Source organism: Psychroserpens sp. (assembly GCF_036960315.1).
In the GTDB taxonomy this organism is placed as follows: domain Bacteria; phylum Bacteroidota; class Bacteroidia; order Flavobacteriales; family Flavobacteriaceae; genus Psychroserpens.
Window position 1 is genome coordinate 47,973 of sequence record NZ_JBALVR010000014.1, and the last position, 24,478, is coordinate 72,450.

The window sequence follows — 24,478 nt, forward strand, 5'->3', positions numbered from 1 at the left end:
AAAGGATTGTTAGTCATAGCAATCCTTTTTTTATGGCATAATTTCAAACTTCGCTTCATAAATACATCACAAATCGTTAAATTTGCGTCTTTAAATTCCAAAAGAATATGTTTAATAATTTAAGTGAAAAGTTAGATAAGGCATTACACGTCTTAAAAGGGCATGGCAGTATTACCGAAGTCAATGTAGCAGAAACTTTAAAAGAAGTTCGTAGAGCCCTATTAGATGCCGATGTTAACTTTAAAATAGCTAAAGAATTTACCAATAAAGTTAAGGAAAAAGCTTTAGGTCAAGACGTATTAACAAGCTTGCAGCCAGGACAACTCATGGTGAAGTTAGTTAAGGATGAGCTGACAGAACTTATGGGAGGCGATGCCGAAGGAATTAACCTTTCTGGTAATCCAAGCATCATTTTGATGTCTGGTTTGCAGGGATCTGGTAAAACAACGTTCTCTGGTAAATTAGCGAATTACTTAAAAACTAAGAAAACTAAAAAACCATTATTAGTAGCTTGTGATGTTTATCGTCCAGCTGCGATTGATCAATTACATGTCGTAGGTGATCAAATTAATGTTGAGGTCTTTAGTGATAAAGGAAATAATGATCCAGTGGCTATAGCACAAGCTGGTATAGCACATGCAAAAGCTAATGGGTTTAACGTTGTCATTATTGATACAGCAGGTCGTTTAGCAGTTGATAAAGCGATGATGGATGAAATTTCTAACATCCACAGTGCTATTCAACCACAAGAAACCTTATTTGTGGTCGATTCTATGACAGGTCAGGATGCGGTTAATACAGCAAAAGCCTTCAATGATATCTTAAATTTTGATGGTGTTATTCTTACCAAATTAGATGGTGATACACGAGGTGGAGCAGCGATTTCTATTAAATCTGTGGTTAATAAACCAATTAAATTTATTGGTACAGGTGAGAAGATGGAAGCGATTGATGTCTTCTATCCGTCACGTATGGCAGATCGTATCTTAGGAATGGGAGATGTTGTGTCTCTTGTTGAAAGAGCGCAAGAGCAATATGATGAGGAAGAAGCTCGTAAGATTCAGAAGAAAATTGCCAAGAACCAATTTGGGTTTGATGATTTCTTGAAGCAAATTCAGCAAATCAAGAAAATGGGTAATATGAAGGATCTTATCGGAATGATTCCTGGTGCTGGTAAAATGATGAAAGATGTCGATATTGATGATGATGCTTTTAAAGGTATTGAAGCAATTATTCATTCGATGACACCAGATGAACGTTCTAATCCATCACTTATAAACGCAAGTAGAAAGAAACGAATAGGAAATGGATCTGGAACTTCGGTACAAGAAGTGAATCAACTTCTAAAGCAATTCAACCAAATGAGCAAAATGATGAAGATGATGCAAGGCGGAAAAGGAAAAGCAATGATGCAGGCTATGAAAGGAGCGCGTTAAGATTAACAAGTAAGCAGCAGAAAACTAAATAATATGACAATTCTAGACGGTAAAAAAGTAAGCAACGACATTAAAAACGAAATCAAGCAACAGGTTGATAGAATGAAAGCTAAAGGCGAGAAGGTTCCTCATCTAGCTGCTATTATCGTTGGAAATGATGGTGCAAGTTTAACGTATGTTGGAAGTAAGGTTCGTGCTTGTGAACGTGTTGGCTTTGAGTCTACAATGGTACGTATGTCTAATACTACCAGCGAAATAGAATTGCTAGATAAAATTGAAGAATTGAACCAGAATGATGATATCGATGGATTTATCATTCAGTTGCCATTACCACCACAAATCAATACTCAAAAAGTGTTGATGGCGGTTGATCCTAGTAAAGATGTTGATGGTTTCCACCCTGAAAACTTCGGAAAAATGGCACTTGATATGAGTACTTTTATTCCAGCTACACCTTTTGGGATTTTAGAATTACTAGATCGCTATGGTGTGCAAACCGATGGTAAGCATACTGTCATAATTGGTAGATCACATATTGTTGGACGACCAATGAGTATTTTGATGGGACGAAAAGGATTTCCAGGAAATTCAACGGTTACCTTGACGCATAGTCACACAAAAAATATCACACAAATTACCTCTCAGGCCGATATTATTATTTCTGCTTTAGGCGTTCCTAATTTCTTAAAAGCTGAAATGGTTAAAGATGACGTTGTCATCATTGATGTTGGAATTACAAGAGTTGAAGATAAGAATTCTCCAAAAGGTTATATCATCACAGGCGATGTAGATTTTGAGAACGTAAGTAAAAAGGCTAGTTATATAACACCAGTTCCAGGAGGTGTTGGTCCAATGACAATTGCTATGCTACTTAAAAACACATTACTGGCTCGCGAGCAACGTATGTAATCTTCATATTTAGTTATATTGCAGGATGATTAAACTCATTGCTGATTTAGATCGTGTTTTAATTTTAAGTTGGGAACATCTCTTACCTCTTAGTATTGCCATTATTTTTGCAATAGTTTTAATCAGATATGCTAAAACTATTTCTAAGGAAAAACAGCAAGGCTTAATTCATTACTTCGCCATATTTATTTCGGTTTCGGTTATAGCATTTCATGTGTATAATATCCTATTTAGAGATTATGATTTAAGAACGGATTTACCATTGTATTTGTGTAGTCTCCTCGGGATTTTGATTCCTATTTTTACGTATTATCGAAAATACTGGATGTTCGAAATTTTAGTCTTTTGGATTATCGCTGGAACACTACAAGGCGTAATTACACCAGATATTGCTGAAGGTTTTCCAAGCTTGGATTATTTTAGATATTGGATAGTACACTTGGGATTACTTATTGTAATCTTTTATAATATCTTCGTTTTTAAACTGAGGCCTAAGTTCAAAAGTGTATTTAAATCCTTTTTGGCATTGCAGATTTACGTTGTAATTATGATCGTCGTAAACTATCTTTTAGAGGCTAACTATTTTTATTTAAATAAAAAACCAGCATCAGCTTCAGTCTTAGATTATTTTGGAGAATGGCCTTATTATATCATCGTTGGCCAGTTGATAATTATTCCGTTATTTCTCATTATTTATTTGCCGTTTCATTTCCGAAGAACAACTACTTAGCAAATATCTGACTCATATCTTTAAAGGCTTTGAACTCTAGTGCATTTCCAGCTGGATCTAAAAAAAACATTGTGGCTTGCTCGCCAACCTGACCTTCAAATCGAACATAGGGCTCAATAACGAATTTAATGTCTTTTTTAGCTATAGTTTTTGCGAAATCATGAAACGTATCCCAAGGTAAAATCACTCCGTAATGTGGCACAGGAACAGATTTTCCATCGACAGCATTAGTGTGGACTGCATCTTCAGATTTTGGTTTATAATGAATCACCAATTGATGACCAAAAAAATTAAAATCGACCCAATGGTCACTACTACGTCCTTCTTCACAGTTGAGAATGTCTCTATAAAAGCTTCGGCATTCATCAAGGTTATGAACGGGAATTGCAATATGAAAAGGAGAGGCGGTAGTCATTAACGATTATGTTTTTTGTTTTGATTATACGTTTTATCTGAGCCTTCGAGCAGTGTATTTAATTCTTTAAACTCTTCAGAGGTTAGCTCTCGATATTCACCAACAGGAATATCTAGAGGAATATTCATAATACGAACACGTTTTAACGTCTCCACCTCATAAGTTAAATACTCACACATACGACGAATTTGTCGATTTAAACCTTGTGTTAGAATGATACTAAAAGTCTGCGAGCCTATTCGTTTAACCTCACATTTTTTTGTGGTTTTTTCTAAATCTTTCAGATAAATACCTCCAGACATTCGTATGAGAAAGGTTTGAGAAATAGGCTTGTCTACCGTAACGATGTATTCTTTTTCATGATTATTACTTGCCCTAAGAATCTTATTAACGATATCGCCATCATCAGTTAGCAGAATTAACCCTTCACTCGGTTTATCTAATCTTCCGATAGGGAAAACACGTTTAGGATAATTAATAAAGTCTATGATGTTATCTTTTTCTACGCGTGTATCAGTTGTGCAGACGATGCCAACAGGTTTATTAAAAGCGAGATAGACAAACTCTTCTTTGTTGTTTTCAATACGTTTTCCATCGACATGCACTTCATCAGTTGGAGAAATTTTCGTGCCCATTTCAGGAATCTCTCCATTAATAGTTACACGTCCAGCATCGATGAGTTTATCGGCTTCTCTACGCGAGCAGTAGCCAACTTCGCTGAGGAATTTGTTAATGCGTTTTAGGTTTTCAGACATGTTTCAAAAGTACGAAACTAAGCGTTAACAAAAGCTAGAATATGATTGTGGACTTCTTCAGATTTTAATCCGTGACCAAATCCCTTAGTTGTAACAAGCTTTGAGTTTTTATAGAAGGATTCATAATCTTTAGCATCGGTATACGGAATAACTTTATCTAACTCATCATGAATAATAAGTCCTTTGGCGTCTATGGTTTCTGAAAGCCGAGCGGCATTAAAATAGTCTGGTTTTTCATTAAAACGTTCTAGTACAAGATCATCCATGACTTTTGATACACGTTTATTATAGCTCATCATATCAACGTATCTATCAAAAACACCTACAAAATTTGAAGGAGCTCCAAGTAATACTAATTTATCTACGGATGGGAGTTGATATTTATGTTGAAAAAGTGCCGTTGCCATTCCACCAACAGAATGACCAATAATGATTTTGGCTTTAAATTTTTTAGCAACCACATTAATGCATTCAGAATAGATAACAGCATTAAAGAGTTTGCCGCTAGATCTGCCATGAGCTGGTGCATCTAGAGATATGATATTGTAGTCATGAACTTTTAATTCCTCAATTAACGTTTTCCATCTAAAGGAATTACTTTCCCATCCATGGGCTAATAAAATGGTGTCTTTTTTGCCTAACCAACGATAGGTCATAATATTGAGATGTTCGTACTGGATATCTTCAATAAAAGCGGTCATCAAGAAATCTTTTTCAAGTTCTTTGAGTTTTATTTTTCGAGGTTTTGAAAATAAATTAATCGCCATTTTCCCTGCTAATCTTGAAGAAAAAAGGCTGATAAGATTAATTATCGCACCAATAAGTTTAACTATTATTGCTTTCATTTAATCTTCTCTATTTACTAAATCCATAGAAAAAGCTGGCGTGCAAATTGAGATGTATTCACATACTTCTGTAAACGGATTAGAGTATTGAACTCTTGTGTTTTTTTTAATTTTAATTGATTGACCAGCTTCCAAAATAATGGTTTCATTCTCAATAACAAATTGTTTCTGACCTCTTATAATATAAGTGTATTCCTCAAATTTTGGAGTTTGAAAAGGCTCGCTCCAGCCAGCAGGAGCAACCATATGTGCAATACTTATTTGTGAGTTGCCATCTGTAGCATTTCCAAAGTGTTCTTCAATGAGTTTGCCGTCACTTGTGGGGACAACAAATGGGGAATTTTGTATGGTGTATTTTTTCATTATTTATTCTCCCTAAATTATTAATATAATATATAGTGCAATATAGCATCTGTGAAATTGCTCTAGGATGTTTTACCAATGCAAAATAAAAAATTTAATTTTTGCATTATCCGGAATTTGAACAGCTTCAATATTTAAGCTCATATCATATCTTAAATTCGCAGGTAATTCTTTTTTATCAATTGTAAACGATGCATTGATATCATTAACCGAAATCACAATTGATTTGATAAGGTTATTAATGCTCGAAATTTTATAATTGGCATTAATATCCTTAAACGTACTTAAGGTCGAAATATTCTGATTCGTTTTATAGGTTTCACTTATAATCTGAACACTCTCTATTACAGATGTAGAATCAAGAGCTTGACGAGGTGTTAGACTTAATAATTTTTTTCCTTCGGAAGAATAAATATCAATATCACTGTTCTGTCCTGTGAATTCATCCCCTTTTATCGCAAATCGAGCAATGGAGTCGTTTGGAAATGCTAATTGCAAATTCTTGACTTGTGTTGAATCGGTTAATAAGCCGATGTTTTGTTTACCAATCTGAAATGGATCTTGTTTTTTTTCTGAAGAACAACTCGCAAATATTAAAGTTGCGATAGTAAATAATGATAGATTTTTTAAAATTGTATTCAAGAGCGTAGTTATTAATTTAAAAGTTAAAATTTATTTTTATTTAAGCAATTTGGTCAAAATACCAAGAACACTTCTAATTACTGTTGGGCTTGTCAAAACTTTAATAATAGGGTTTTGTCGCGTACTTCTACTTCTAGAACGTGAAGTGCGTTGTTTGCTTTCAGCTTTTTTGAGTGCTTCTTTTTCTTTTTGTGCCTTCTCTTTGGCTTCTTCGGCTTCGGCAACTTCAATTTTTTTGTTCAGCATTTCGTAAGCACTATCTCTGTCTATGTCCTCGTTGTATTTTTTTGCGAGTTTAGACTTTCCTAATAAACCGCTTAGTTCTACATCTGTAAGGATATCCATTCTGCTCATTGGAGCACGCATCATGGTTGCCGCTAATGGTGTTGGTTTCCCTTTTTCATTTAATGCTGAAACTAAGGCTTCACCAATTCCGAGAGAAGTTAATACATCTGCAGTATCATAATAGTCAGTATCTGGATAGTTTTGAGCAGTCAATTTAATGGCTTTTCTGTCTTTAGCCGTAAAAGCTCTTAAAGCATGCTGAACTTTTAAACCTAACTGACCTAAAACAGCTTCGGGAACGTCTGTCGGATTTTGGGTTACAAAATATAATCCAACACCTTTACTACGAATCAACTTGACAATACTTTCAATTTGGTTGAGTAAGGCTTTTGACGCTTCATTAAAAATTAAATGTGCTTCATCAATAAACATGATGAGTTCTGGACGACCACTATCACCTTGCTCTGGGAATGTAGAGTATATTTCTGCCAAAAGACTCAGCATAAATGTTGAGAATAACTTTGGTCGATCTTGAATATCTGTTAAACGAATGATATTAATATAACCTCTACCATTATCATCAACTCGTAATAAATCGTCAACTTCAAAGGATGTTTCACCAAAAAACAGTTCACCACCTTGTTGTTCAATTTCTACTATTTTTCTGAGAATAGCTCCTGTTGATGCTGTTGAAATTCTTCCGTAAGCTTCGGTAAATTCTTTTTTACCTTCTTGTGTTGCATATTGTAATATTTTCTTGAAATCTTTTAAATCTAGTAGTGGTAGTTTGTTATCATCACAATATTTAAAGATGACTGCAACGACACCAGATTGAGTTTCAGATAAATCTAGAATACGAGATAGTAAAACTGGACCAAACTCACTAACGGTTGCACGAAGTCTTACACCATCCTGTTCAGAAAGCGTCATAACTTCTACAGGAAATGATTTTGGATTAAATGGAATTCCGATTTTTTCGTGACGTTCATCAATTTTTGGATGACCAGGACTAGGCTTTGCCAATCCACTTAAATCGCCTTTAATATCCATTAATAAAACAGGAACCCCTTTTTCGCTTAAATTTTCAGCTAAAACTTGAAGTGTTTTTGTTTTTCCAGTTCCAGTAGCACCAGCAATTAAACCATGTCTATTCATGGTCTTAAGAGGTATATTTATATAGGCATTTGTTAAGGTTTCTCCATCTAACATAGCAGAGCCTAGAGTAATATAGTCACCTTTGTTAGTGTTTCCATCTGTGATTTCTTTTAAAAAATCGTCCGTTCTGCTCATATTTCAAAATTTGTATAAAAATAGTGTAATTTTAGTCAAGTTTAAAATCAACTAAAATGAAAAATGCATCTCTTTTCATAATTATTTTATTTCTCTTCGGAATGAGTTCTTGCCAACAAAATAACAAAGACATTAGTTTTCATAAATCTCACGAACCTAAAAAGGCACAAGCACCTTTTAGTGATGTGGTTGAAGCTAACGGATTTCTGTTTCTTGCGGGTCAAGTTGGGATGAATCATGCCACGAGAACATTAGTTAAAGGAGGAATAGAAGCCGAAACCAAACAATGCCTTGAAAATATCAAAGCAGTTTTAGTGGAACATGAATCGTCATTAGATCGCGTTGTAAAATGTACGGTCATATTAAAAGATATCAACGATTTTACTGTATTTAATGACGTTTATAAAACCTATTTCCCCAACAAACCAGCCAGAACAACCTTTGCGGCTTCGGGATTAGCCGTTGGAGCTAATATAGAAATTGATGTTGTAGCTGTGAAGTAGCTTACAGTGTTCCATCTCAGTCTCAGTCTCTGTCACAGTTACAATCGCAGTTGTTGTCTAAATTAAAAACATAAAAGAGTTTCTGGTCTATCTAAATTTACTGCTTACTGTCTACTAATTACTGTCTACTAATTAATATATTTGCAGGCTATGACAAGAACAGAACGACAAGAACGCATCGACAAAGGATTGTTGCTTCCTCTAATGGAAGAATTTTATACCATTCAAGGTGAAGGTTTTCATAAAGGTACAGCAGCTTATTTTGTAAGAATTGGTGGTTGCGATGTTGGTTGTCATTGGTGTGATGTAAAGGAAAGCTGGTTAGCTGAATTACATCCGCCTACCGAAACAGAAAAGATTGTTGAGAATGCCGTAAAGTATAGTGAAACTATTGTCGTTACAGGTGGTGAGCCATTGACTTGGGATATGGGACCGCTAACAGCCCAGCTTAAAGCCAAAGGTGTACAAACCCATATTGAAACGTCTGGGGCATATGAGTTGACTGGAGAATGGGATTGGATTTGTCTCTCTCCTAAAAAGATGAAATTACCAACCGAAAAGGTTTATGAAAAGGCACACGAGTTAAAGTGCATCATCTATAATAAAGACGACTTTAAGTTTGCTGAAGAGCAAGCCGCTAAAGTAAATAAAGATTGCATTTTATACCTACAACCTGAGTGGAGTAAACGCGATAAAGTGGTTCCGCAAATTGTGGATTATGTCATGGCAAATCCTAAATGGAAAGTATCGCTACAAACCCATAAGTATTTGAATATTCCGTAATATACAGAAGACTATTTTTGTGTTTTGGCGCTTAGTAAATTAAAGCAATATAAGCCGTAATTATAGATTAATATGGGCTGACTTTTAGTGCTAAATTGTTCTTTTCATATTCATTAGCGTATTATCAAATATTTTGTCTAACTTCGTGACGAATATGTTGAACAAAATATAATAAAGAAAAAATTAATTAATCAGAAAAACATGATTGATGTGACCCTTTGCACATTGTTACATTAAGTCCTTATGAAATTTATCCCTTTAGTCATTTCCATGTTATTTGGATTTCAAATAGCAGCCCAAGATTTAGAATTACAAAGTAAAATAGAATTTGTCAATTCGAAGATTCAGCAAACCGCAAAAGGCGAACGCCTCAAATGGTTAGATAGTTTAACAGAACTCACCTATCGAAATCCGAAATTAGAATACGATGCTGCACTTCGTCAAACTATTGATTTAGCTATTGCATTAGATTCTTTAAACTTTGCAGCTCAAAAAGTCGCTGATTTAATGGGCTTTCAAAATAATTTTTTGGGTAAGCCTAAGGAAGGCCTCAAGCTGTTCAATACCTATAGTGAAAAATTAAATAAAGGAACTGATTTAAGCGCAATTGGTCACATGTATTTAAATGCAGCTGATAGTTATTACTATACAGATGACATCGACACCTCTTTTGAGTATTATGCCATTACTAAAACATATGCCAAAAAAGCAAAAGATGAGCAACTGCTTGGCTGGGCAACAATGTATACCGGTTATAATGAATCTGAAATCGGCAAGTTTGCAGAAGCGTCTCAAAGTTTAAAGGAAGCTGTAGACATTTTTATAAAACTGAAGGATACCACTAATATTCTTGGTGCTAAAAATGCGTTAGCGATTCTATATAGCAGAAATGCGTTTTATGAGGAGGCCGAAGAAGAGCGTAGTGAATCTATTTTGTTGATTGGAAAAACGAATAGATATAGAACGTTAACAAATCTGCACTTTAATGCTGCTGAGGATTATAAAAGAACAGGAGAATATGAAAAGCAATTAGTTAATATTAAAGCAGCTTATTTAGCAAATAGTAAAACAAATAATGCATCATTAGTGGAGCCTAAAATTTTATCACAATTGATTAATGCCTATTGTAAAAACGATAGTATACCTCTGGCTGAAAACTATTTTGAAGACCTTAATGCTATATATGTAAAGGGTGAAAGTGAAGATATTAAAGAACAAATTGTAAAAGCAAAACGTATATTGTTTTTTGCCAAAGGCGACTATAAAAACGCCATAAAATATAGTATTCAGTGGTTGTCAATATTACAAAATAAAAAAACGCATCTTGGTGATATTGTTGTAGCAGAACAGTTTTTAGCAGATTCATATAAAGCAAATGGAGATGATATCAATTATAAAACACATCTTCTGAATCATTATACCCTCAAAGATTCCCTTTCAAATATTCAAAAGTTAAAATCTTTAGCCTATTATCAAACGCTCTACGAAACCGAAAAACGGGATTTGGAGATTGAAAACCAAAAAGCAAATATCAGTCTATTAAATCTTCAGAATAAAAGCAAAACCCAATTTTTGATTTTTGGATCTTTAGGGCTTTTAGTTCTATTCGGTGGGATTATAGTGTATCGTTCCTTTATAAATGCTAAGAAACGAGGACTAGCGCAACAAGAGTTTTCTCAACAGCTTATTAAAACTCAAGAGGAAGAACGAACGCGGATTGCCAAAGATTTACACGATGGTGTTGGGCAGCAAATAACACTTATTAAAATGAAGGCTCAGAATACAGATCAAAAAGAATTATCTGGTCTAGCTCATAATGCCTTAGAAGAAGTGCGGAGTATCTCAAGAGACTTATATCCTGTCACCTTAAAAAAGTTAGGACTAACCGATAGTATTGAACAATTACTATTAGATTTGGATGAAGAAACCGACCTTTTCATATCGATAGAAATTGATGATGTGAATACTAATTTTAATGAAAACGAATCGCTTAATTTTTACAGGTTTATACAAGAATCTGTAAATAATGTTTTAAAGCATGCCAATGCCAAAACATTAATTGTAAATATAATAAAGCAAAGTGATGGAATTAAAGTCTTAATTAAGGATAATGGCCAAGGTTTTGAGGTTAGTAAAATGATTAATCAAAATAGTTTGGGTTTAAAAACGATGGCCGAGCGTATTAGTATGCTAAAAGGAAACCTGTCGATAAAAAGTAAAAAAGAAGAAGGCACGTCTATATTAGTTCAAATTCCAGTGTAAAAATGATTAATAATATCACACTTGTTGTAGCAGATGATCACCCTTTATTATTAAGTGGCTTAGTAGGTCAGTTAAAGGATTATAATTATGATATCTTAGCGACTGCAGAGCATGGAGCAAAAGCTTTAGAACTCATTATAGACTTAAAGCCAAGCATCGCTATTTTAGACGAAGAGATGCCTTTTCTCACAGGTTTTGAAGTGATAAAAAAAGGTAGAGAACAAAGTTTGGATACCAAATTTATTATTCTCACCTCACACAAAGAAAAAAGCTTTATCTATAAGGCACAAAAATTAAATATTTCAGGTTATATCATAAAAGACGAACCTTTTGAAGAATTACACAACTGTATACAAAGTGTAAGTAATGGCGTTCCTTATTTTAGTGCTGTTTTTAATTCGGTATTAGAAAACGAAGTATCCCCACAATTGCAAAAAATGAAATTATTGTCACCCTCAGAGCGAACGATTGTTAGGTTAGTAGGCCAAGGGAAATCCTCAAAAGATATCGGTGAATTTTTATCAGTATCTCCGAGAACCATTGAGAAACACCGTTCAAATATTATAGCAAAACTGGGTCTCATTAAAGAGAAAGACATACTCACCATTTGGGCAAAAGAAAATTTAGAGTTCGTTATATAGGCATAAAAAAGCCTAGATATCTATCTAGGCTTTTTTTTAGTGTTGTAAGTTGTGTTTACTTCGTAAAAGGAACTGCAACACGAACTTTGTCCCAACCCAAATGCATTGTAGCTCCAGCGTCTGTTGCTTCAAATGTGATTGAAAATGCTTCTAAAGATTCTGAGCCTTCTGTTGCCGGAACTGTAACTCTAGCGACCTCATTAGACTCTTTGTAGCCTCGTGTAGCCCAATTATCGACATCAGAACTTATAATAATTGTCCATTCTTTTTCTCCAGGAATTGTGAATAAAGAGTAAGCACCAGCCTTAATTGTTTTGCCTCCAAATTTCATGTCTGATAAAAATTGAATTTGTGTGGCATCATTAGCGCCAGTTCTCCATAGTTCTCCAAATGGAGCTAACTCTTTTCCTAGGGTTCTTCCCTTGAGTTGAGGTCTGCTGTAAAACACTTTAATGGCTTTGTCTGCTCCTCTACTTGGAAAAGATGCTAAGTCTAATGGACTCTTATCTAAACCAGGGAATTTTTGAGCATTCATATTTACTGAAATAAGCATTACAAATGCCATGGCAATAGTTGAGATAATTGATTTTGTCTTCATGATTGTTTTTTAGTTTATGTGAAATTAATAAAGGTAAAACCCAATGGTCTTAATATTATATTAAATGTCGAAATCGGATGTTAAAGTTTACAACAAGTTTAGGGCTGCTGTTAACAATCAAATCAATGTTTCTCGATTAGAAAGTGGTGTATACATTGTAGAACTTCATGACTTGTACCAACGTAAATCATAAAAGACAATAATTAGGGAATACTAATTAGTATAGATATAAAAAAAAGCCTAGATGTCTATCTAGGCTTTTTTAGTGTTGTAAGTTGTGTTTATTTCGTAAACGGAACTGCAATTCTGGCATTTCCCCAACCTAAATGCATATGAACACCATCATCAGATTTTTCAAAAGCAATAGAAAATGCTTCTAATGATTTTTTTCCTGTCGTTACCGGAACTGTTATTCTTGCAACATCATTAGCTTCTTTGTAGTAATAACTTCCCCAAACATTAAGGTCTTTACTAATGATTGCAGTCCATTCTTTTGCTCCAGGAATCACATAAAATGTATAAGTGCCTGCGGGAACTTTAGTCTTTCCTAGCATCATAGGTGTATAAAGCGTTAACTCGGCAGCTTCATTTGCTCCAGTTCTCCATACTTTTCCATTAGGAGCTAGTTTTTCTAACGAACGGTCTTTGAGTTGTGGTCTACCGTATACTATTTTAATGAGTTTGTTAGATTCTTTGTAACTCGTTGGAAATGATGCAGCATCCATCGGACTCTTATCTAAGCCGCTAAATTCTTGAGCATTCATATTTACTGAAATAAGCATTGCAAATGCCATGGCAATAGTTGAGATAATTGATTTTGTCTTCATGATTGTTTTTTAGTTTATGTGAAATTAATAAAGGTAAAACCCAATGGTCTTAATATTATATTAAATGTCGAAATCGGATGTTAAAGTTTACAATTTTCGAGTAAAATAATAAAATTTTATTTATTGAAATTACATATATATATTAAATTGTGATTTTTAGTTTTAATTTGTAACGGATATTTGATTTTATGTTTTATAATTGTAATGTTAGCAGCATATTTGCTTTATCAATTTGAATAAAGAATTAAAAATAATATAAAGATTAAAGTTATGTGCGGAATTGTATGTGCGTTTGACCTAAAACAAAAATCAGAAGATTTAAGACCTCAAATATTAGAAATGTCTCAAACCATTAGACATAGAGGTCCAGACTGGAGTGGAATTTATAGTAATGATAAAACGATTATGGCACATGAGCGTTTAGCCATTGTAGATCCAGCATCAGGAAAGCAACCTTTGTTAAGTGAAGATAAAAAACTCATTTTGGCTGCCAATGGTGAGATTTATAATCATAGAGAGTTGCGTAAGCAATTTGAGGATACTTATCAGTTTCAAACCGAAAGTGATTGTGAAGTTATTTTAGCTTTATACCAAGAAAAAGGTGTTGATTTTCTAGACGATATGAATGGTATCTTCGGATTTGCGATTTATGACGTAGAAAAAGATAAATACTTCGTTGCGCGTGACCATATGGGAATTATTCCTTTATATATTGGTTGGGATGAAAACGGAACCTTCTACGTCGCTTCAGAATTGAAAGCATTGGAAGGCGTTTGTACTAAAATTGAATTATTTCCTCCAGGACATTATATGTCCAGTAAAGATGGAAAATTTGTACAATGGTATAAGCGTGAATGGACAGAATACGATGCCGTAAAAGACAATGAAACAAGCATAGCAAAAATTAAAGAAGCTCTAGAAGCGGCAGTGCACAGACAATTAATGAGTGATGTGCCTTATGGTGTGTTATTATCTGGTGGATTAGACTCATCTGTAACGTCTGCCATTGCTAAAAAATATGCACAAAAGCGAATAGAAAGTGACGATACTTCGGAAGCGTGGTGGCCACAATTACATAGTTTTTCTGTAGGGTTAGATGGATCGCCAGACTTGGCCGCAGCACAAATAGTAGCAGATCACATAGGAACGGTTCATCACGAAATTAAATTCACAATTCAAGAGGGTCTAGATGCGATTCGTGATGTTATTTATAAGTTAGAAACTTATGATGTCACAACCATTAGAGCCAGTACACCAATGTATTTAATGGCAAGAGTTATTAAATCGATGGGAATAAAAATGGTATTGTCGGGTGAAGGCGCAGACGAATTGTTTGGAGGTTATTTGTATTTTCATAAAGCACCAAACGCTAGGGAGTTTCATGAGGAAACCGTTAGAAAATTAAGTAAACTTCATATGTATGATTGTTTACGTGCGAACAAAAGTTTAGCAGCATGGGGAATTGAAGGACGTGTGCCTTTCTTGGATAAAGAGTTTATGGATGTAGCCATGAGTATCAACCCCCAAGATAAGATGATTAATGGTGAGCGTATGGAAAAATGGGTTGTTAGAAAGGCCTTTGAAGATATGTTGCCAGAAAGTGTAGCATGGAGACAAAAAGAACAATTTAGTGATGGTGTTGGTTATAGTTGGATCGATACCTTAAAAGAAGTTGTAGCTGAAGAAGTTTCAGATGAACAATTAGCAAATGCTAAATACAAGTTCCCAATACAAACACCAACAAGCAAAGAAGAGTTTTATTACCGTTCTATTTTCGCAGAACACTTTCCTAGTGATGCAGCAGCTCTATGTGTGCCTCAAGAAGCTAGTGTAGCCTGTAGCACACAAATAGCGTTGGAATGGGATGAAGCATTTAAGAATATGAATGATCCTTCTGGTAGAGCAGTAGCGAGTGTTCATGATGATGCTTATGTGAAAGCATAGTATCAATTTTTTTAAAAAAGACCAATCATACGATTGGTCTTTTTTTTTATAATTTTTATATTTATAGTAAATTAAACCCAATGATGAGATACTTCTGCTTTCTTCTTTTGTTTTCTGTGTCTCTTTGTGCTCAAAATAATTCTCATTGGGAAAAACTGATTGAATCTGCTCATAATGTCGGATTCTGTTTATACAATACCGAAGAAGTATTTTGTAATATCCATCAAGCTAAATATGATGACCTTCAGAAGAATAGAACTGATGAAGAAGAAGAACTTCATTATTTTGTCATGAAAGAAGACTGGGCAGAATATAGAGTAACCGATTGGGCTCAAAGACAGTCCTTATCTAAGGCATCTTTAGTTCTTTTTTTTAATGTAAATCAAGGTTTTGAAAGTGATTTTGGAGGAATAGCAACTAGGCCAAGTGGCTTTTTTGTTGTGAGTTTAGGGGATACACTTAATTTTAAAATTAAACGATCGTATAAAAAGCAAGCATTGAGTTGTTCTATTTTTCATAAAAGTAAACCTAACATGTTGTCTAATATTTTATGGAGAGAGTTTATGTCTGGTAGATTAGGACTAATTGAAAACAAGGTCGAATTTCTGGTTTATAATAACGATAACATAAAGAAAAAATATAAGATTTTTAAAAAGCGATTTTTCAAGTATCAAAAGAGAGTTCGCAATTGAAATTTAAGATTAAAAGCCCATATATGCCTCTAAACCCCTATAAAGGTTGTAAATGACAGATAGGTGACATTTAAATGGCGTGTTAAAAACCAAGATAACTCTTTAGATTTGTACCAACAAAAATGATACAAAATGAAACATCCGTTATTAAAACCTAATCACTCAACAATGAAGATTATTTGGATGTTCCATGTGTCCATTTAAAAGCAATAAATACAAACACATGAAACAGCAAACACTTAAAGATAATTTATTATATCAGCGGAAGTTAAAAGGCTTCACGCAAGATGAACTTTCAGAAAGAACTACTGTTGGTGTACGTACAATTCAGCGTATCGAAAAAGGTGAAGTTCAGCCGCATTTACAGACTGTGAAATTATTAGCCGTCGGATTAGATATTGATGTAGAGGATTTAATTGTACTTGATGATCCTACAGAAGAAACTATACAACGTAAATGGATGCTTTTGCTGCATGCATTACCATTTTTCGGATTAATCATTCCGTTTGGGAACGTTTTATTTCCGCTTTTTGTATGGATTAGTAAAGCCGAAGACAATAAAATATATGATGTGCATGGTCGTGCAGTGATTAATTTTCATTGTACTATAAATCTGCTACTAATAATATCACTACTGCTGTTTTTTCCTTTTCCTGGTATTAATTTTTTCGGTACAGGCGCAGTTTTTCTTTTCGGTATCATTTTTAGTATTAAAAACACGATGTCTGCTTTAGGTTCTGGCACCTGTTATTATCCACTTTCTATTCCCTTTTTAAAGCCTAAACACGTTTAATCTTTTTTAATTTTTTTTACAAATGGTAGGATTATTAGTAATAATAGTAGTCTCTGGGGTGCTCTTGCATTTCATTGAGAAATAAAACATAAAGGTTTTAGGAATCATTCCTAACCAAAAGCACATGATCCAGTTTTTAATTGGCTTTGTATTTATAGCGTTAATAAATCTCTTATCGATTTATATTGAAACACTAATTCAGTCAGTTCATTGGGAAACGAAACCTATTAACTATAGGGTAATCTATGAAACATTTATATATCATCTTAAATCTGCTTTAACGGAAGATCTGGTATTCAGAGGCGCAATTCTGTACATACTAATAAGTAAAATAGGAGCTAAAACAGCGATTTTGATATCTGCTTTGTCCTTCGGAATATATCATGTGTTTGCCTATGAAATGACTGGAGACAGAATTGTTCCTGTGCTATACGTTATTCTTGTAACTGGTTTCACTGGATACGTTTGGGCGTATGCATTTGAAAAGACTAAATCCATAGCATTAGGCTTAGGGCTTCATTTAGGTTTTAATTTAATGATGACCTTCTTTTACCAATTACAACCTTATGGCGAATTACTGTTTGCGGAACAATCTAGAGTTGTTCTTTCGCAATGGAATGAATTATATTATTCGTTATTTAAAGGTTTGTTTCCGTCAATAATGACCTTTATTTTTTTGAAACTCTTGCTTAAATCAAGCTTTAAAATATTTAATAACAATGAAAAACTCTATTCTGAAGACGCTATTAAATAAATATCCAACGGGATGTCGTTTGGTGTTGGCAATCCTGCTTTTTGTTTTAGCTCTTGTATTAAGCACCGTAATAGACACGCCATTTTTAAAGACGTATTTTCCTTATGCTTCTGCTATCTTATTGGGTGTTGCGACTTGGCTATTATATAAAACCGAAAAGAAATCATTAGGTGCTATTGGGTTAAACTTGAGTTTAAGAAACTTATCTTTTTTGCCTTTAGGTTTGTTAATTGGCGCTATTGCCTTATTAGGCGCGAAATACGCAAGAGCATTATACGCTGGAGAATCGTTTGCCATAAGTGAGTCTATAAACTATTCAACTATATGGTATGCGCTATATTTTATTTTGCCAACCGTGGCGGTTGAAGAGTTTTTGTTTAGAGGCTATTTGTTTAAGAAAACCATCGAAATTACTAATGTCGTCATCGCAAACATCATTTTTTCTGTTCTATTTATGCTTATTCACGTTTTTGATGAAAATGCGATGAATAATAGAGGATTGATGATTCTTTTAATCATTAGTATTCCGGTTGGACATTTGTTATTTGCAACAGCTTTATTAAAATCGAAAACACTGTTCTTCCCTATCGGTCTTCATTTAGGTAACAATTGGGCGACACGACATTTAATTACTTCATGTGATGAGGGGAATAGTTTCTTGTACACGGTAAACAACACGTCATTTGATACTTGGCCGTCGTTTATTGGTTTTATTCTTATTTTTAATGGTGTGTTCCTATTTGTTGCGTTTTTAATTTGGAAATGGAATGATTTTCCATGGACAAAAAAACAGAATAAATAGATTCAAATTCAGGGCCTTTCATTCCTATTCAAGATTCAAAATATCACCTGTAAAGCGTTTTGTGTTTATTGTGAATTTCCGAAGATGTTAAAAAGAACAAAAATCTATTTTAAGCTGCTTTTTAATTGATTTAAGACTGTTTCCTGTAATTAACAAATGTTGATAATTATTGAATTCAATCCATGAAAAGCTTTTAAAAAGCCTCATTATTTCGTATCTTTGTTTGTACTCGAAAGGATGCTACATGCATCTTTTTTTGTGACATGTAAAATTGAAATTTTGCATAAAAATAAGAACTAGACATTTCAAAATAAATAACAATTTATGAGCGAGAAAAAAGAAGAATTTAACAAGCATAATTATTCGGCTGATAGTATTCAGGCATTAGAAGGTATGGAGCATGTACGTATGCGTCCATCCATGTATATTGGAGATATTGGTGCTCGTGGGCTTCACCATTTAGTATACGAGGTTGTTGATAACTCGATTGATGAAGCACTTGCTGGACATTGTAATAATATTACGGTAATTATTAATGAAGACAATTCTATTACTACTGAAGATGATGGTCGTGGTATTCCTGTAGATCTTCATAAAAAAGAAGGCGTATCTGCTCTTGAAGTTGTCATGACTAAAATTGGAGCTGGTGGTAAATTCGATAAAGATTCTTATAAGGTTTCTGGTGGATTGCATGGTGTTGGTGTGAGTGTCGTAAATGCACTATCAGATCATTTAAGAGCAACTGTTTATAGAGATGGCAAAGTGTGGGAGCAAGAATATGAACGTGGGAAAGCCATGTATCCTGTAAAACAAATTGGAGAGTCTGATAAAAGAGGTACAACAGTAACGTTTAAACCAGATCCAACTATTTTCACCCTAACATTAGAATATAGTTATGATACGCTTGCGAGTAGACTGAGAGAATTAGCATATCTAAATAAAGGAATAACTATTCATTTAGTGGATAGGCGTTCTAAAAAAGAAGATGGCGAATTTGAAGGTGAAACGTTTCATTCTACTGAAGGGCTTAAAGAATTTATCCAATTTTTAGATGCAACAAGAGTGCCTTTAATGAAAGATGTTATCGCATTTGAAGGTGAGAAAAATGGTGTGCCTGTTGAGGTGGCTATGATCTATAACACGTCTTATACTGAAAATTTACACTCGTATGTAAATAATATTAATACACACGAAGGTGGTACGCACTTATCAGGTTTTAGAAGAGGTTTAACGCATACTTTGAAAAAATATGCTGATAACTCAGGAATGTTAGACAAATTAAAATTTGACATTGCTGGTGATGATTTCCGTGAAGGATTAACTGCTATTATTTCAGTAAAAGTTCAAGAACCACAATTTGAAGGACAAACAAAAACCAAATTAGGTAACAGAGAAGTATCTGCATCTGTAAGTCAGGCAGTGTCTGAAATGTTAACTGATTATTTAGAAGAAAATCCTGATGATGCTAAAATCATTGTTCAAAAAGTAATTCTTGCTGCTCAAGCACGTCACGCTGCGCAAAAGGCACGTGATATGGTGCAACGTAAAACAGTCATGAGTATTGGAGGTTTGCCTGGTAAACTAAGTGATTGTTCAGAACAAGATCCTTCAAAATGTGAAATTTATCTTGTTGAGGGAGATTCGGCAGGTGGAACTGCAAAGATGGGTCGCGATAGAGCATTTCAAGCGATTTTGCCTTTAAGAGGTAAAATTCTTAACGTGGAGAAAGCAATGACCCATAAGGTTTTTGAAAACGAAGAAATCAAAAATATATTTACCGCATTAGGTGTAACTATAGGAACTGAAGAGGATAGCAAAGCGCTTAACCTTTCAAAATTAAGATATCATAAAATTGTGATTATGTGTGATGCCGATATAGATGGGTCTCACATTGAAACTTTAATTTTAACTTTCTTCTTTAGATATATGAAAGAGTTGATTGAAAACGGTCATATCTTTATCGCAACGCCACCTTTATTTTTAGTTAAAAAAGGAGCGAAAAAGGAATATGCTTGGAATGACGAAGAACGCTTAGCTCTAATGGAACTATATGGAGATGGCGCAAAAATTCAACGTTATAAAGGTCTTGGTGAGATGAATGCTGTACAACTTTGGGATACCACAATGAACCCTGAGTTTAGAACATTACGTCAAATACAAATCGATAATAGTGCAGAAGCTGATCGTGTATTCTCAATGCTTATGGGTGACGAAGTGCCACCTCGTAGAGAATTTATCGAGAAGAATGCTATCTATGCAAATATTGATGCATAACTAAAAGGTTATACTTCGTTTGATATAAAAAAGCAGCTAATTATTAGCTGCTTTTTTATGTTTAAAACGATACTAAAAACCGATTAAAAGTAGTTTTCAACGATTAAATGCGTATAATTAAGTATTTTTACTACATTTATACCAAACTATAACCCAAGCATATTATGAAAAAGCTTATAATTGTGTTACTATTATTTGTCTCGGTACAGCAATCTAAATCACAAGAATTGGAAACAATTCTATTAGCAGCAGATGATGCAAGCTTACTTACCCAAAACTATTTAAATCCTGCCATGAAAGGTTTGATGTATAGTATGAATGGTGGTTGGTATACAACTGCCAAAACCCATAAAAAATTTGGTTTTGATATTACCATCACTGCTAATGCTTCTTTTGTTCCAAGTAAAGATCAAATGTTTGCGTTCATACCTAGTGATTATACTTATTCATCATTGCCAAATGGAGAAACCTCTTTAAATACAGTTATGAGTGAAAATGATTCAGAAACTGAGATTGATATAAGTATTCCTCTTAATGATGGTACTTTTAAAGTCGCGAGTTTTGATATGCCAGGAGGTATCACTGAAGATTTGCCCATCAATGCCGTTCCTACACCAATGGTTCAATTGGGACTTGGATTGCCATTCAAGACTGATATAAAAATTAGATTAGTGCCAAAATTAAACTTTGATGATAGCGTTGAAGCTAATCTTTTTGGTGTTGGATTACAGCATGATCTAATGCAGTATTTAGGACCATTAGATAAGCTGCCTTTAAGTATTTCAGTTTTAGGAGCCTTTACTAATATGGAAGTTAGCTATGCTATTGAAGATGAAAATACAGAGGATGAAGTTTCGGTGAATAATGGTGAAGCCACATTTAAAATGAATACATGGACTATCCAAGCAATTGCTTCGTTAGATTTTAAGATTATTACGTTTTATGGGAGTGTTGGTTATAATAACGGAAAAACCACCGTTAAAATGAAAGGTGATTATATCCTAACTTATGATATTGAAGATAGTAGCGGTAATGTTATAGGATCTATTGATGAATCAATAAGTAATCCAATAAACTTAGATTTTGAAGCAAATGGTATGAGAGCAACTATAGGGACGCGTTTAAATCTCGGGTTTTTTAAGATCTTTGCTGATTATACGTTGCAAGAATACAATACGGCTTCTGCTGGAATTGCTTTCAGTTTTAGATAGAATATAATACGTCAAATAAGTAATAAAAAGCGTAAGATTTAATCTTACGCTTTTTTCATTAAAACCTTAAAAATTCGTAATTTTGCACTCTCAATTAACAAGACAATTTAAAATATAAAACATATGAAGGTTACAGTAGTTGGAGCAGGAGCAGTAGGCGCAAGTTGTGCAGAATATATTGCCATCAAAGATTTTGCGAGTGAAGTTGTATTATTAGATATTAAAGAAGGTTTTGCAGAAGGTAAAGCAATGGACTTAATGCAAACGGCTTCATTAAACGGTTTTGATACTAAAATTACTGGTGTCACTAACGATTATTCTCAAACAGCAAATAGTGATATTTGTGTGATTACTTCTGGTATTCCACGTAAACCAGGTATGACTCGTGAAGAATTAATTGGGATTAATGCTGGTATTGTGAAAATGGTATCGTCGAGCCTCATTGAGCATTCTCCAAATACAATTCTTATTGTGGTGAGTAACCCAATGGATACCATGACGTATTTAGTTCATAAAACTACAGACTTGCCTAAAAGTAGAATTATTGGAATGGGTGGCGCATTAGATTCTGCACGTTTCAAGTTTAGACTAGCTGAAGCGTTAGGTGCTCCAATTAGTGATGTTGACGGAATGGTAATAGGTGGACATAGCGATAAAGGTATGGTGCCTTTAACAGCACATGCTACTAGAAATAGTGTAAAGGTTTCTGAGTTTTTATCCGAAGAACGTTTAAATCAAGTTAAAGAAGATACCAAAGTTGGAGGTGCAACATTAACAAAGCTTCTAGGGACTTCTGCTTGGTATGCACCAGGAGCAGCAGTAAGTGGATTGGTGCAAGCTATTGCTTGTGATCAAAAGAAAATGTTCCCTTGTTCTGTATTATTAGAAGGTGAATACGGACTAAATGACCTTTGTATAGGTGTTCCTGTAATTTTAGGACGTAATGGTATTGAAGAGATTGTAAAAATCAAATTAAGTGATGCTGAAGAAGCGCACCTAAAAGAAAGTGCTGAAGGCGTTAAAAAAACTAATGGATTGTTAGAACTTTAAGCATATTACAGTTGAAAAATTTGTTATGGCAAGATATTTGTCTGTAATGAGTTAATAACAAATAAGTTCATAATCATAACAAATTTAAAACAATGAAAAAATTCTTATTCTTATTCTTAGCAACTTTTAGTTTGACACTTGTAGCGCAAGACAAATTAATTGAAGGTATTGTTATAGCTAAGCAAACTATAACAAGTGAAAATGCTCAAGTTCAAGCACAATTGGAGATGATGGGTGACATGGAAACGACTACATATTTCAAAGGTCAGAAATCCAGAACAGAACTTGAAAACCCAATGACTGGAAGTGTTATCACAATAGCAAATGGTGAAACTAATGAGGTTTTGACACTCATGGACAATATGATGGGTAAAGTGTATAACTATCAAAAAACAGATAGTTTAGAAGAGAAAATAAAGGACATTAAAGTTGTTGCTGGTGATAAAACCAAAATGTTTTTAGGATATGACTGTAAGCAATATACAGTGACTATCAAGCAAGAAGGTGTAGAAATGGCGTTGGATATGTATACCACTGAAGCTATTCCTGTATCATCACAACAAACAGCTATGTTAGGCGATAAATTAAAAGGATTCCCTTTATTTATGACCATGACTATGAATCAACAAGGAATGGAAATGTTAATCACTACTGAGGTAACCGAAATCAAGAAAGCCAAGGTGTCTGATGATCAATTTAACATGACTCCTCCAGAAGGTTATACAAAAGGACCAGGTCAATAAGATACTTTCCTGTAAACAAAAAAAAGAGCAACATCAAGTTGCTCTTTTTTTTTGCATTGTTCTTAAAAACTAACAGTTCAACGAATGAGGGCAGGTCAATCTAGAATTTTTGTTATATTTGGCGCATGAACTCGAGATGGTACATTAGTACTTTAATTATAATCTTCACCTTACTAGGTGGCATAGCTAATAAAGAACAGTTTTCTGAGCCTAATCAGGAAATCGTTTTACAGTTTGCCAGTGATGAGGTTAATAGTCTTGATGCTCAGCAGGCGATTAATATTGTTAAACAACAATTGCAAGATGCAGGTGTTGAGAATATTCAAGTTCAAAAACAAAATGACGGTCAACTAAAGATTACATACTACAGTAATTCAGATGTTAATCGTATAAAAAAATTACTTTCGAAAGAAGCGGCGTTAGAAATTGGTTATGTCTCTCAAGATAATAACCAAAGCAAAATTCCTTCCGAAGACCATACAATTGCCTACGATCTTGATATCTATGAGATTCAGCATGGTGATGACCTTTCAGCTTCAAACGGAAAACTAGCTTTAGAAGCTAAAGCAGAAACTGATAGACTCTTAAACCCTAATGTATTTGTATCTGCTGAAGATATCAATACTACGGAATTAGATCATACTGTTAAAGTGACCTATAAATTCCGTAAGGATATTGCAATTGATAATAGATCACGAAAAATTCCAGAAGTTAGAGCAGGCCCAGAATTTTATGGGATTTGTAATTTTGGTTAAATACTTATACTTCCCATTATACTTTCACAGTACGTACTGAGACACCGATATAATTTTGGTATGTCTCACCATTAAAGTTAGCTTTTTGAATGTCATCGAAAAGTTATACAAACAACATATATAATTATAAAAACAATTGTCAAATCAACGGTAAATTCTATATTTGCCCTTCCGAA

At 34.0% G+C, this 24,478-nt stretch carries 25 protein-coding genes; 17 read left to right on the forward strand and 8 right to left on the reverse strand.

The window, feature by feature from the left end:
• Positions 1-107: 107 nt before the first annotated feature.
• From ffh to V7719_RS17515, 3 genes are read left to right on the forward strand one after another with little or no spacing between them, the layout of a single operon-like run.
• A complete protein-coding gene (gene ffh, locus V7719_RS17505; protein ID WP_335731242.1) occupies positions 108-1,436 on the forward strand; it encodes a signal recognition particle protein in 1,329 nt (442 codons plus the stop codon).
• Between the two features lie 33 nt (positions 1,437-1,469).
• Positions 1,470-2,345 carry a bifunctional 5,10-methylenetetrahydrofolate dehydrogenase/5,10-methenyltetrahydrofolate cyclohydrolase gene (locus V7719_RS17510; protein WP_335731243.1) on the forward strand — a complete coding sequence of 292 codons (876 nt, stop codon included), beginning with the start codon at positions 1,470-1,472 and terminating at the stop codon, positions 2,343-2,345.
• Positions 2,346-2,370: 25 nt separating this feature from the next.
• Positions 2,371-3,075, forward strand: a complete 705-nt coding sequence (locus V7719_RS17515; RefSeq protein WP_335731244.1) for a YwaF family protein — start codon at positions 2,371-2,373, stop codon at positions 3,073-3,075.
• Here the strand turns inward: V7719_RS17515 and V7719_RS17520 are convergent.
• The 6 genes from V7719_RS17520 to V7719_RS17545 all read right to left on the reverse strand — a co-directional run bounded on the left by V7719_RS17520 (position 3,068) and on the right by V7719_RS17545 (position 7,670).
• A complete protein-coding gene (locus tag V7719_RS17520; RefSeq protein ID WP_335731245.1) occupies positions 3,068-3,490 on the reverse strand; it encodes a VOC family protein in 423 nt (140 codons plus the stop codon). The genes V7719_RS17515 and V7719_RS17520 overlap by 8 nt on opposite strands.
• Positions 3,490-4,245, reverse strand: a complete 756-nt coding sequence (locus tag V7719_RS17525; protein ID WP_335731246.1) for a pseudouridine synthase — start codon at positions 4,243-4,245, stop codon at positions 3,490-3,492. The genes V7719_RS17520 and V7719_RS17525 overlap by 1 nt, the downstream gene beginning before the upstream one ends.
• Before the next feature lie 17 nt (positions 4,246-4,262).
• Complete coding sequence (locus tag V7719_RS17530; protein WP_335731247.1) at positions 4,263-5,090, reverse strand: alpha/beta hydrolase; 828 nt, start codon at positions 5,088-5,090, stop codon at positions 4,263-4,265.
• Positions 5,091-5,453, reverse strand: a complete 363-nt coding sequence (locus V7719_RS17535; protein WP_335731248.1) for a cupin domain-containing protein — start codon at positions 5,451-5,453, stop codon at positions 5,091-5,093.
• A 72-nt stretch (positions 5,454-5,525) separates the two neighbouring features.
• Complete coding sequence (locus tag V7719_RS17540) at positions 5,526-6,095, reverse strand: hypothetical protein (protein ID WP_335731249.1); 570 nt, start codon at positions 6,093-6,095, stop codon at positions 5,526-5,528.
• Positions 6,096-6,131: 36 nt separating this feature from the next.
• Positions 6,132-7,670 carry a helicase HerA-like domain-containing protein gene (locus V7719_RS17545; RefSeq protein ID WP_335731250.1) on the reverse strand — a complete coding sequence of 513 codons (1,539 nt, stop codon included), beginning with the start codon at positions 7,668-7,670 and terminating at the stop codon, positions 6,132-6,134.
• Positions 7,671-7,726: 56 nt separating this feature from the next.
• Between V7719_RS17545 and V7719_RS17550 the strand changes: the two genes are divergently transcribed.
• The 4 genes from V7719_RS17550 (at position 7,727) to V7719_RS17565 (ending at position 11,859) form a co-directional block, all read left to right on the forward strand.
• Positions 7,727-8,173, forward strand: coding sequence for a RidA family protein (locus V7719_RS17550; RefSeq protein ID WP_335731251.1), 447 nt, complete (start codon positions 7,727-7,729; stop codon positions 8,171-8,173).
• A gap of 150 nt (positions 8,174-8,323) precedes the next feature.
• A complete protein-coding gene (locus V7719_RS17555; RefSeq protein WP_335731252.1) occupies positions 8,324-8,956 on the forward strand; it encodes a 7-carboxy-7-deazaguanine synthase QueE in 633 nt (210 codons plus the stop codon).
• Between the two features lie 243 nt (positions 8,957-9,199).
• Positions 9,200-11,218, forward strand: coding sequence for a sensor histidine kinase (locus V7719_RS17560; RefSeq protein ID WP_335731253.1), 2,019 nt, complete (start codon positions 9,200-9,202; stop codon positions 11,216-11,218).
• A gap of 2 nt (positions 11,219-11,220) precedes the next feature.
• A complete protein-coding gene (locus tag V7719_RS17565; RefSeq protein WP_335731254.1) occupies positions 11,221-11,859 on the forward strand; it encodes a response regulator transcription factor in 639 nt (212 codons plus the stop codon).
• A 55-nt stretch (positions 11,860-11,914) separates the two neighbouring features.
• Here V7719_RS17565 and V7719_RS17570 read toward each other — a convergent pair whose 3' ends face one another.
• Together V7719_RS17570 and V7719_RS17575 are read right to left on the reverse strand one after the other, a co-directional pair.
• Positions 11,915-12,457, reverse strand: a complete 543-nt coding sequence (locus tag V7719_RS17570) for a DUF2911 domain-containing protein (RefSeq protein ID WP_335731255.1) — start codon at positions 12,455-12,457, stop codon at positions 11,915-11,917.
• 281 nt (positions 12,458-12,738) lie between these two features.
• Positions 12,739-13,284, reverse strand: coding sequence for a DUF2911 domain-containing protein (locus V7719_RS17575; protein WP_335731256.1), 546 nt, complete (start codon positions 13,282-13,284; stop codon positions 12,739-12,741).
• A gap of 270 nt (positions 13,285-13,554) precedes the next feature.
• Here V7719_RS17575 and asnB point away from each other — a divergent pair, with 270 nt between their 5' ends.
• The 10 genes from asnB (at position 13,555) to V7719_RS17625 (ending at position 24,302) form a co-directional block, all read left to right on the forward strand.
• Positions 13,555-15,228 carry an asparagine synthase B gene (gene asnB / locus V7719_RS17580; RefSeq protein ID WP_335731257.1) on the forward strand — a complete coding sequence of 558 codons (1,674 nt, stop codon included), beginning with the start codon at positions 13,555-13,557 and terminating at the stop codon, positions 15,226-15,228.
• Between the two features lie 80 nt (positions 15,229-15,308).
• Positions 15,309-15,920: a hypothetical protein gene (locus tag V7719_RS17585; protein WP_335731258.1), complete on the forward strand. Its 612-nt coding sequence runs from the start codon at positions 15,309-15,311 to the stop codon at positions 15,918-15,920.
• Positions 15,921-16,143: 223 nt separating this feature from the next.
• Positions 16,144-16,713 (forward strand): helix-turn-helix domain-containing protein, encoded by a 570-nt coding sequence (locus tag V7719_RS17590; RefSeq protein WP_335731259.1) that lies wholly within the window; start codon positions 16,144-16,146, stop codon positions 16,711-16,713.
• 124 nt (positions 16,714-16,837) lie between these two features.
• Positions 16,838-17,467, forward strand: a complete 630-nt coding sequence (locus V7719_RS17595) for a CPBP family intramembrane glutamic endopeptidase (RefSeq protein WP_335731260.1) — start codon at positions 16,838-16,840, stop codon at positions 17,465-17,467.
• Entirely contained in the window at positions 17,433-18,269 is an 837-nt protein-coding gene (locus V7719_RS17600) for a CPBP family intramembrane glutamic endopeptidase (RefSeq protein WP_335731261.1), read from the forward strand. Before V7719_RS17595 ends, V7719_RS17600 begins: the two co-directional genes overlap by 35 nt.
• A gap of 324 nt (positions 18,270-18,593) precedes the next feature.
• On the forward strand, positions 18,594-20,543 hold the full coding sequence (gyrB, locus tag V7719_RS17605; protein ID WP_335731262.1) for a DNA topoisomerase (ATP-hydrolyzing) subunit B: 1,950 nt from the start codon (positions 18,594-18,596) through the stop codon (positions 20,541-20,543).
• A gap of 164 nt (positions 20,544-20,707) precedes the next feature.
• On the forward strand, positions 20,708-21,754 hold the full coding sequence (locus tag V7719_RS17610) for a DUF6588 family protein (protein ID WP_335731263.1): 1,047 nt from the start codon (positions 20,708-20,710) through the stop codon (positions 21,752-21,754).
• Between the two features lie 123 nt (positions 21,755-21,877).
• Positions 21,878-22,804 carry a malate dehydrogenase gene (gene mdh, locus V7719_RS17615; protein WP_335731264.1) on the forward strand — a complete coding sequence of 309 codons (927 nt, stop codon included), beginning with the start codon at positions 21,878-21,880 and terminating at the stop codon, positions 22,802-22,804.
• Positions 22,805-22,896: 92 nt separating this feature from the next.
• Positions 22,897-23,547 carry a hypothetical protein gene (locus V7719_RS17620; RefSeq protein WP_335731265.1) on the forward strand — a complete coding sequence of 217 codons (651 nt, stop codon included), beginning with the start codon at positions 22,897-22,899 and terminating at the stop codon, positions 23,545-23,547.
• Between the two features lie 125 nt (positions 23,548-23,672).
• On the forward strand, positions 23,673-24,302 hold the full coding sequence (locus V7719_RS17625; protein WP_335731266.1) for a hypothetical protein: 630 nt from the start codon (positions 23,673-23,675) through the stop codon (positions 24,300-24,302).
• The last annotated feature ends 176 nt before the right edge of the window (positions 24,303-24,478 follow it).

Bases quoted from the DNA above. Each gene is read 5' to 3' on its own strand.
- ffh (WP_335731242.1), top strand. From the start codon at position 108: ATGTTTAATAATTTAAGTGAAAAGTTAGATAAGGCATTACACGTCTTA.
- V7719_RS17510 (WP_335731243.1), top strand. From the start codon at position 1,470: ATGACAATTCTAGACGGTAAAAAAGTAAGCAACGACATTAAAAACGAA.
- V7719_RS17515 (WP_335731244.1), top strand. From the start codon at position 2,371: ATGATTAAACTCATTGCTGATTTAGATCGTGTTTTAATTTTAAGTTGG.
- V7719_RS17520 (WP_335731245.1), bottom strand. From the start codon at position 3,490: ATGACTACCGCCTCTCCTTTTCATATTGCAATTCCCGTTCATAACCTT.
- V7719_RS17525 (WP_335731246.1), bottom strand. From the start codon at position 4,245: ATGTCTGAAAACCTAAAACGCATTAACAAATTCCTCAGCGAAGTTGGC.
- V7719_RS17530 (WP_335731247.1), bottom strand. From the start codon at position 5,090: ATGAAAGCAATAATAGTTAAACTTATTGGTGCGATAATTAATCTTATC.
- V7719_RS17535 (WP_335731248.1), bottom strand. From the start codon at position 5,453: ATGAAAAAATACACCATACAAAATTCCCCATTTGTTGTCCCCACAAGT.
- V7719_RS17545 (WP_335731250.1), bottom strand. From the start codon at position 7,670: ATGAGCAGAACGGACGATTTTTTAAAAGAAATCACAGATGGAAACACT.
- V7719_RS17550 (WP_335731251.1), top strand. From the start codon at position 7,727: ATGAAAAATGCATCTCTTTTCATAATTATTTTATTTCTCTTCGGAATG.
- V7719_RS17555 (WP_335731252.1), top strand. From the start codon at position 8,324: ATGACAAGAACAGAACGACAAGAACGCATCGACAAAGGATTGTTGCTT.
- V7719_RS17560 (WP_335731253.1), top strand. From the start codon at position 9,200: ATGAAATTTATCCCTTTAGTCATTTCCATGTTATTTGGATTTCAAATA.
- V7719_RS17565 (WP_335731254.1), top strand. From the start codon at position 11,221: ATGATTAATAATATCACACTTGTTGTAGCAGATGATCACCCTTTATTA.
- V7719_RS17570 (WP_335731255.1), bottom strand. From the start codon at position 12,457: ATGAAGACAAAATCAATTATCTCAACTATTGCCATGGCATTTGTAATG.
- V7719_RS17575 (WP_335731256.1), bottom strand. From the start codon at position 13,284: ATGAAGACAAAATCAATTATCTCAACTATTGCCATGGCATTTGCAATG.
- asnB (WP_335731257.1), top strand. From the start codon at position 13,555: ATGTGCGGAATTGTATGTGCGTTTGACCTAAAACAAAAATCAGAAGAT.
- V7719_RS17585 (WP_335731258.1), top strand. From the start codon at position 15,309: ATGATGAGATACTTCTGCTTTCTTCTTTTGTTTTCTGTGTCTCTTTGT.
- V7719_RS17590 (WP_335731259.1), top strand. From the start codon at position 16,144: ATGAAACAGCAAACACTTAAAGATAATTTATTATATCAGCGGAAGTTA.
- V7719_RS17595 (WP_335731260.1), top strand. From the start codon at position 16,838: ATGATCCAGTTTTTAATTGGCTTTGTATTTATAGCGTTAATAAATCTC.
- V7719_RS17600 (WP_335731261.1), top strand. From the start codon at position 17,433: ATGAAAAACTCTATTCTGAAGACGCTATTAAATAAATATCCAACGGGA.
- gyrB (WP_335731262.1), top strand. From the start codon at position 18,594: ATGAGCGAGAAAAAAGAAGAATTTAACAAGCATAATTATTCGGCTGAT.
- V7719_RS17610 (WP_335731263.1), top strand. From the start codon at position 20,708: ATGAAAAAGCTTATAATTGTGTTACTATTATTTGTCTCGGTACAGCAA.
- mdh (WP_335731264.1), top strand. From the start codon at position 21,878: ATGAAGGTTACAGTAGTTGGAGCAGGAGCAGTAGGCGCAAGTTGTGCA.
- V7719_RS17620 (WP_335731265.1), top strand. From the start codon at position 22,897: ATGAAAAAATTCTTATTCTTATTCTTAGCAACTTTTAGTTTGACACTT.
- V7719_RS17625 (WP_335731266.1), top strand. From the start codon at position 23,673: ATGAACTCGAGATGGTACATTAGTACTTTAATTATAATCTTCACCTTA.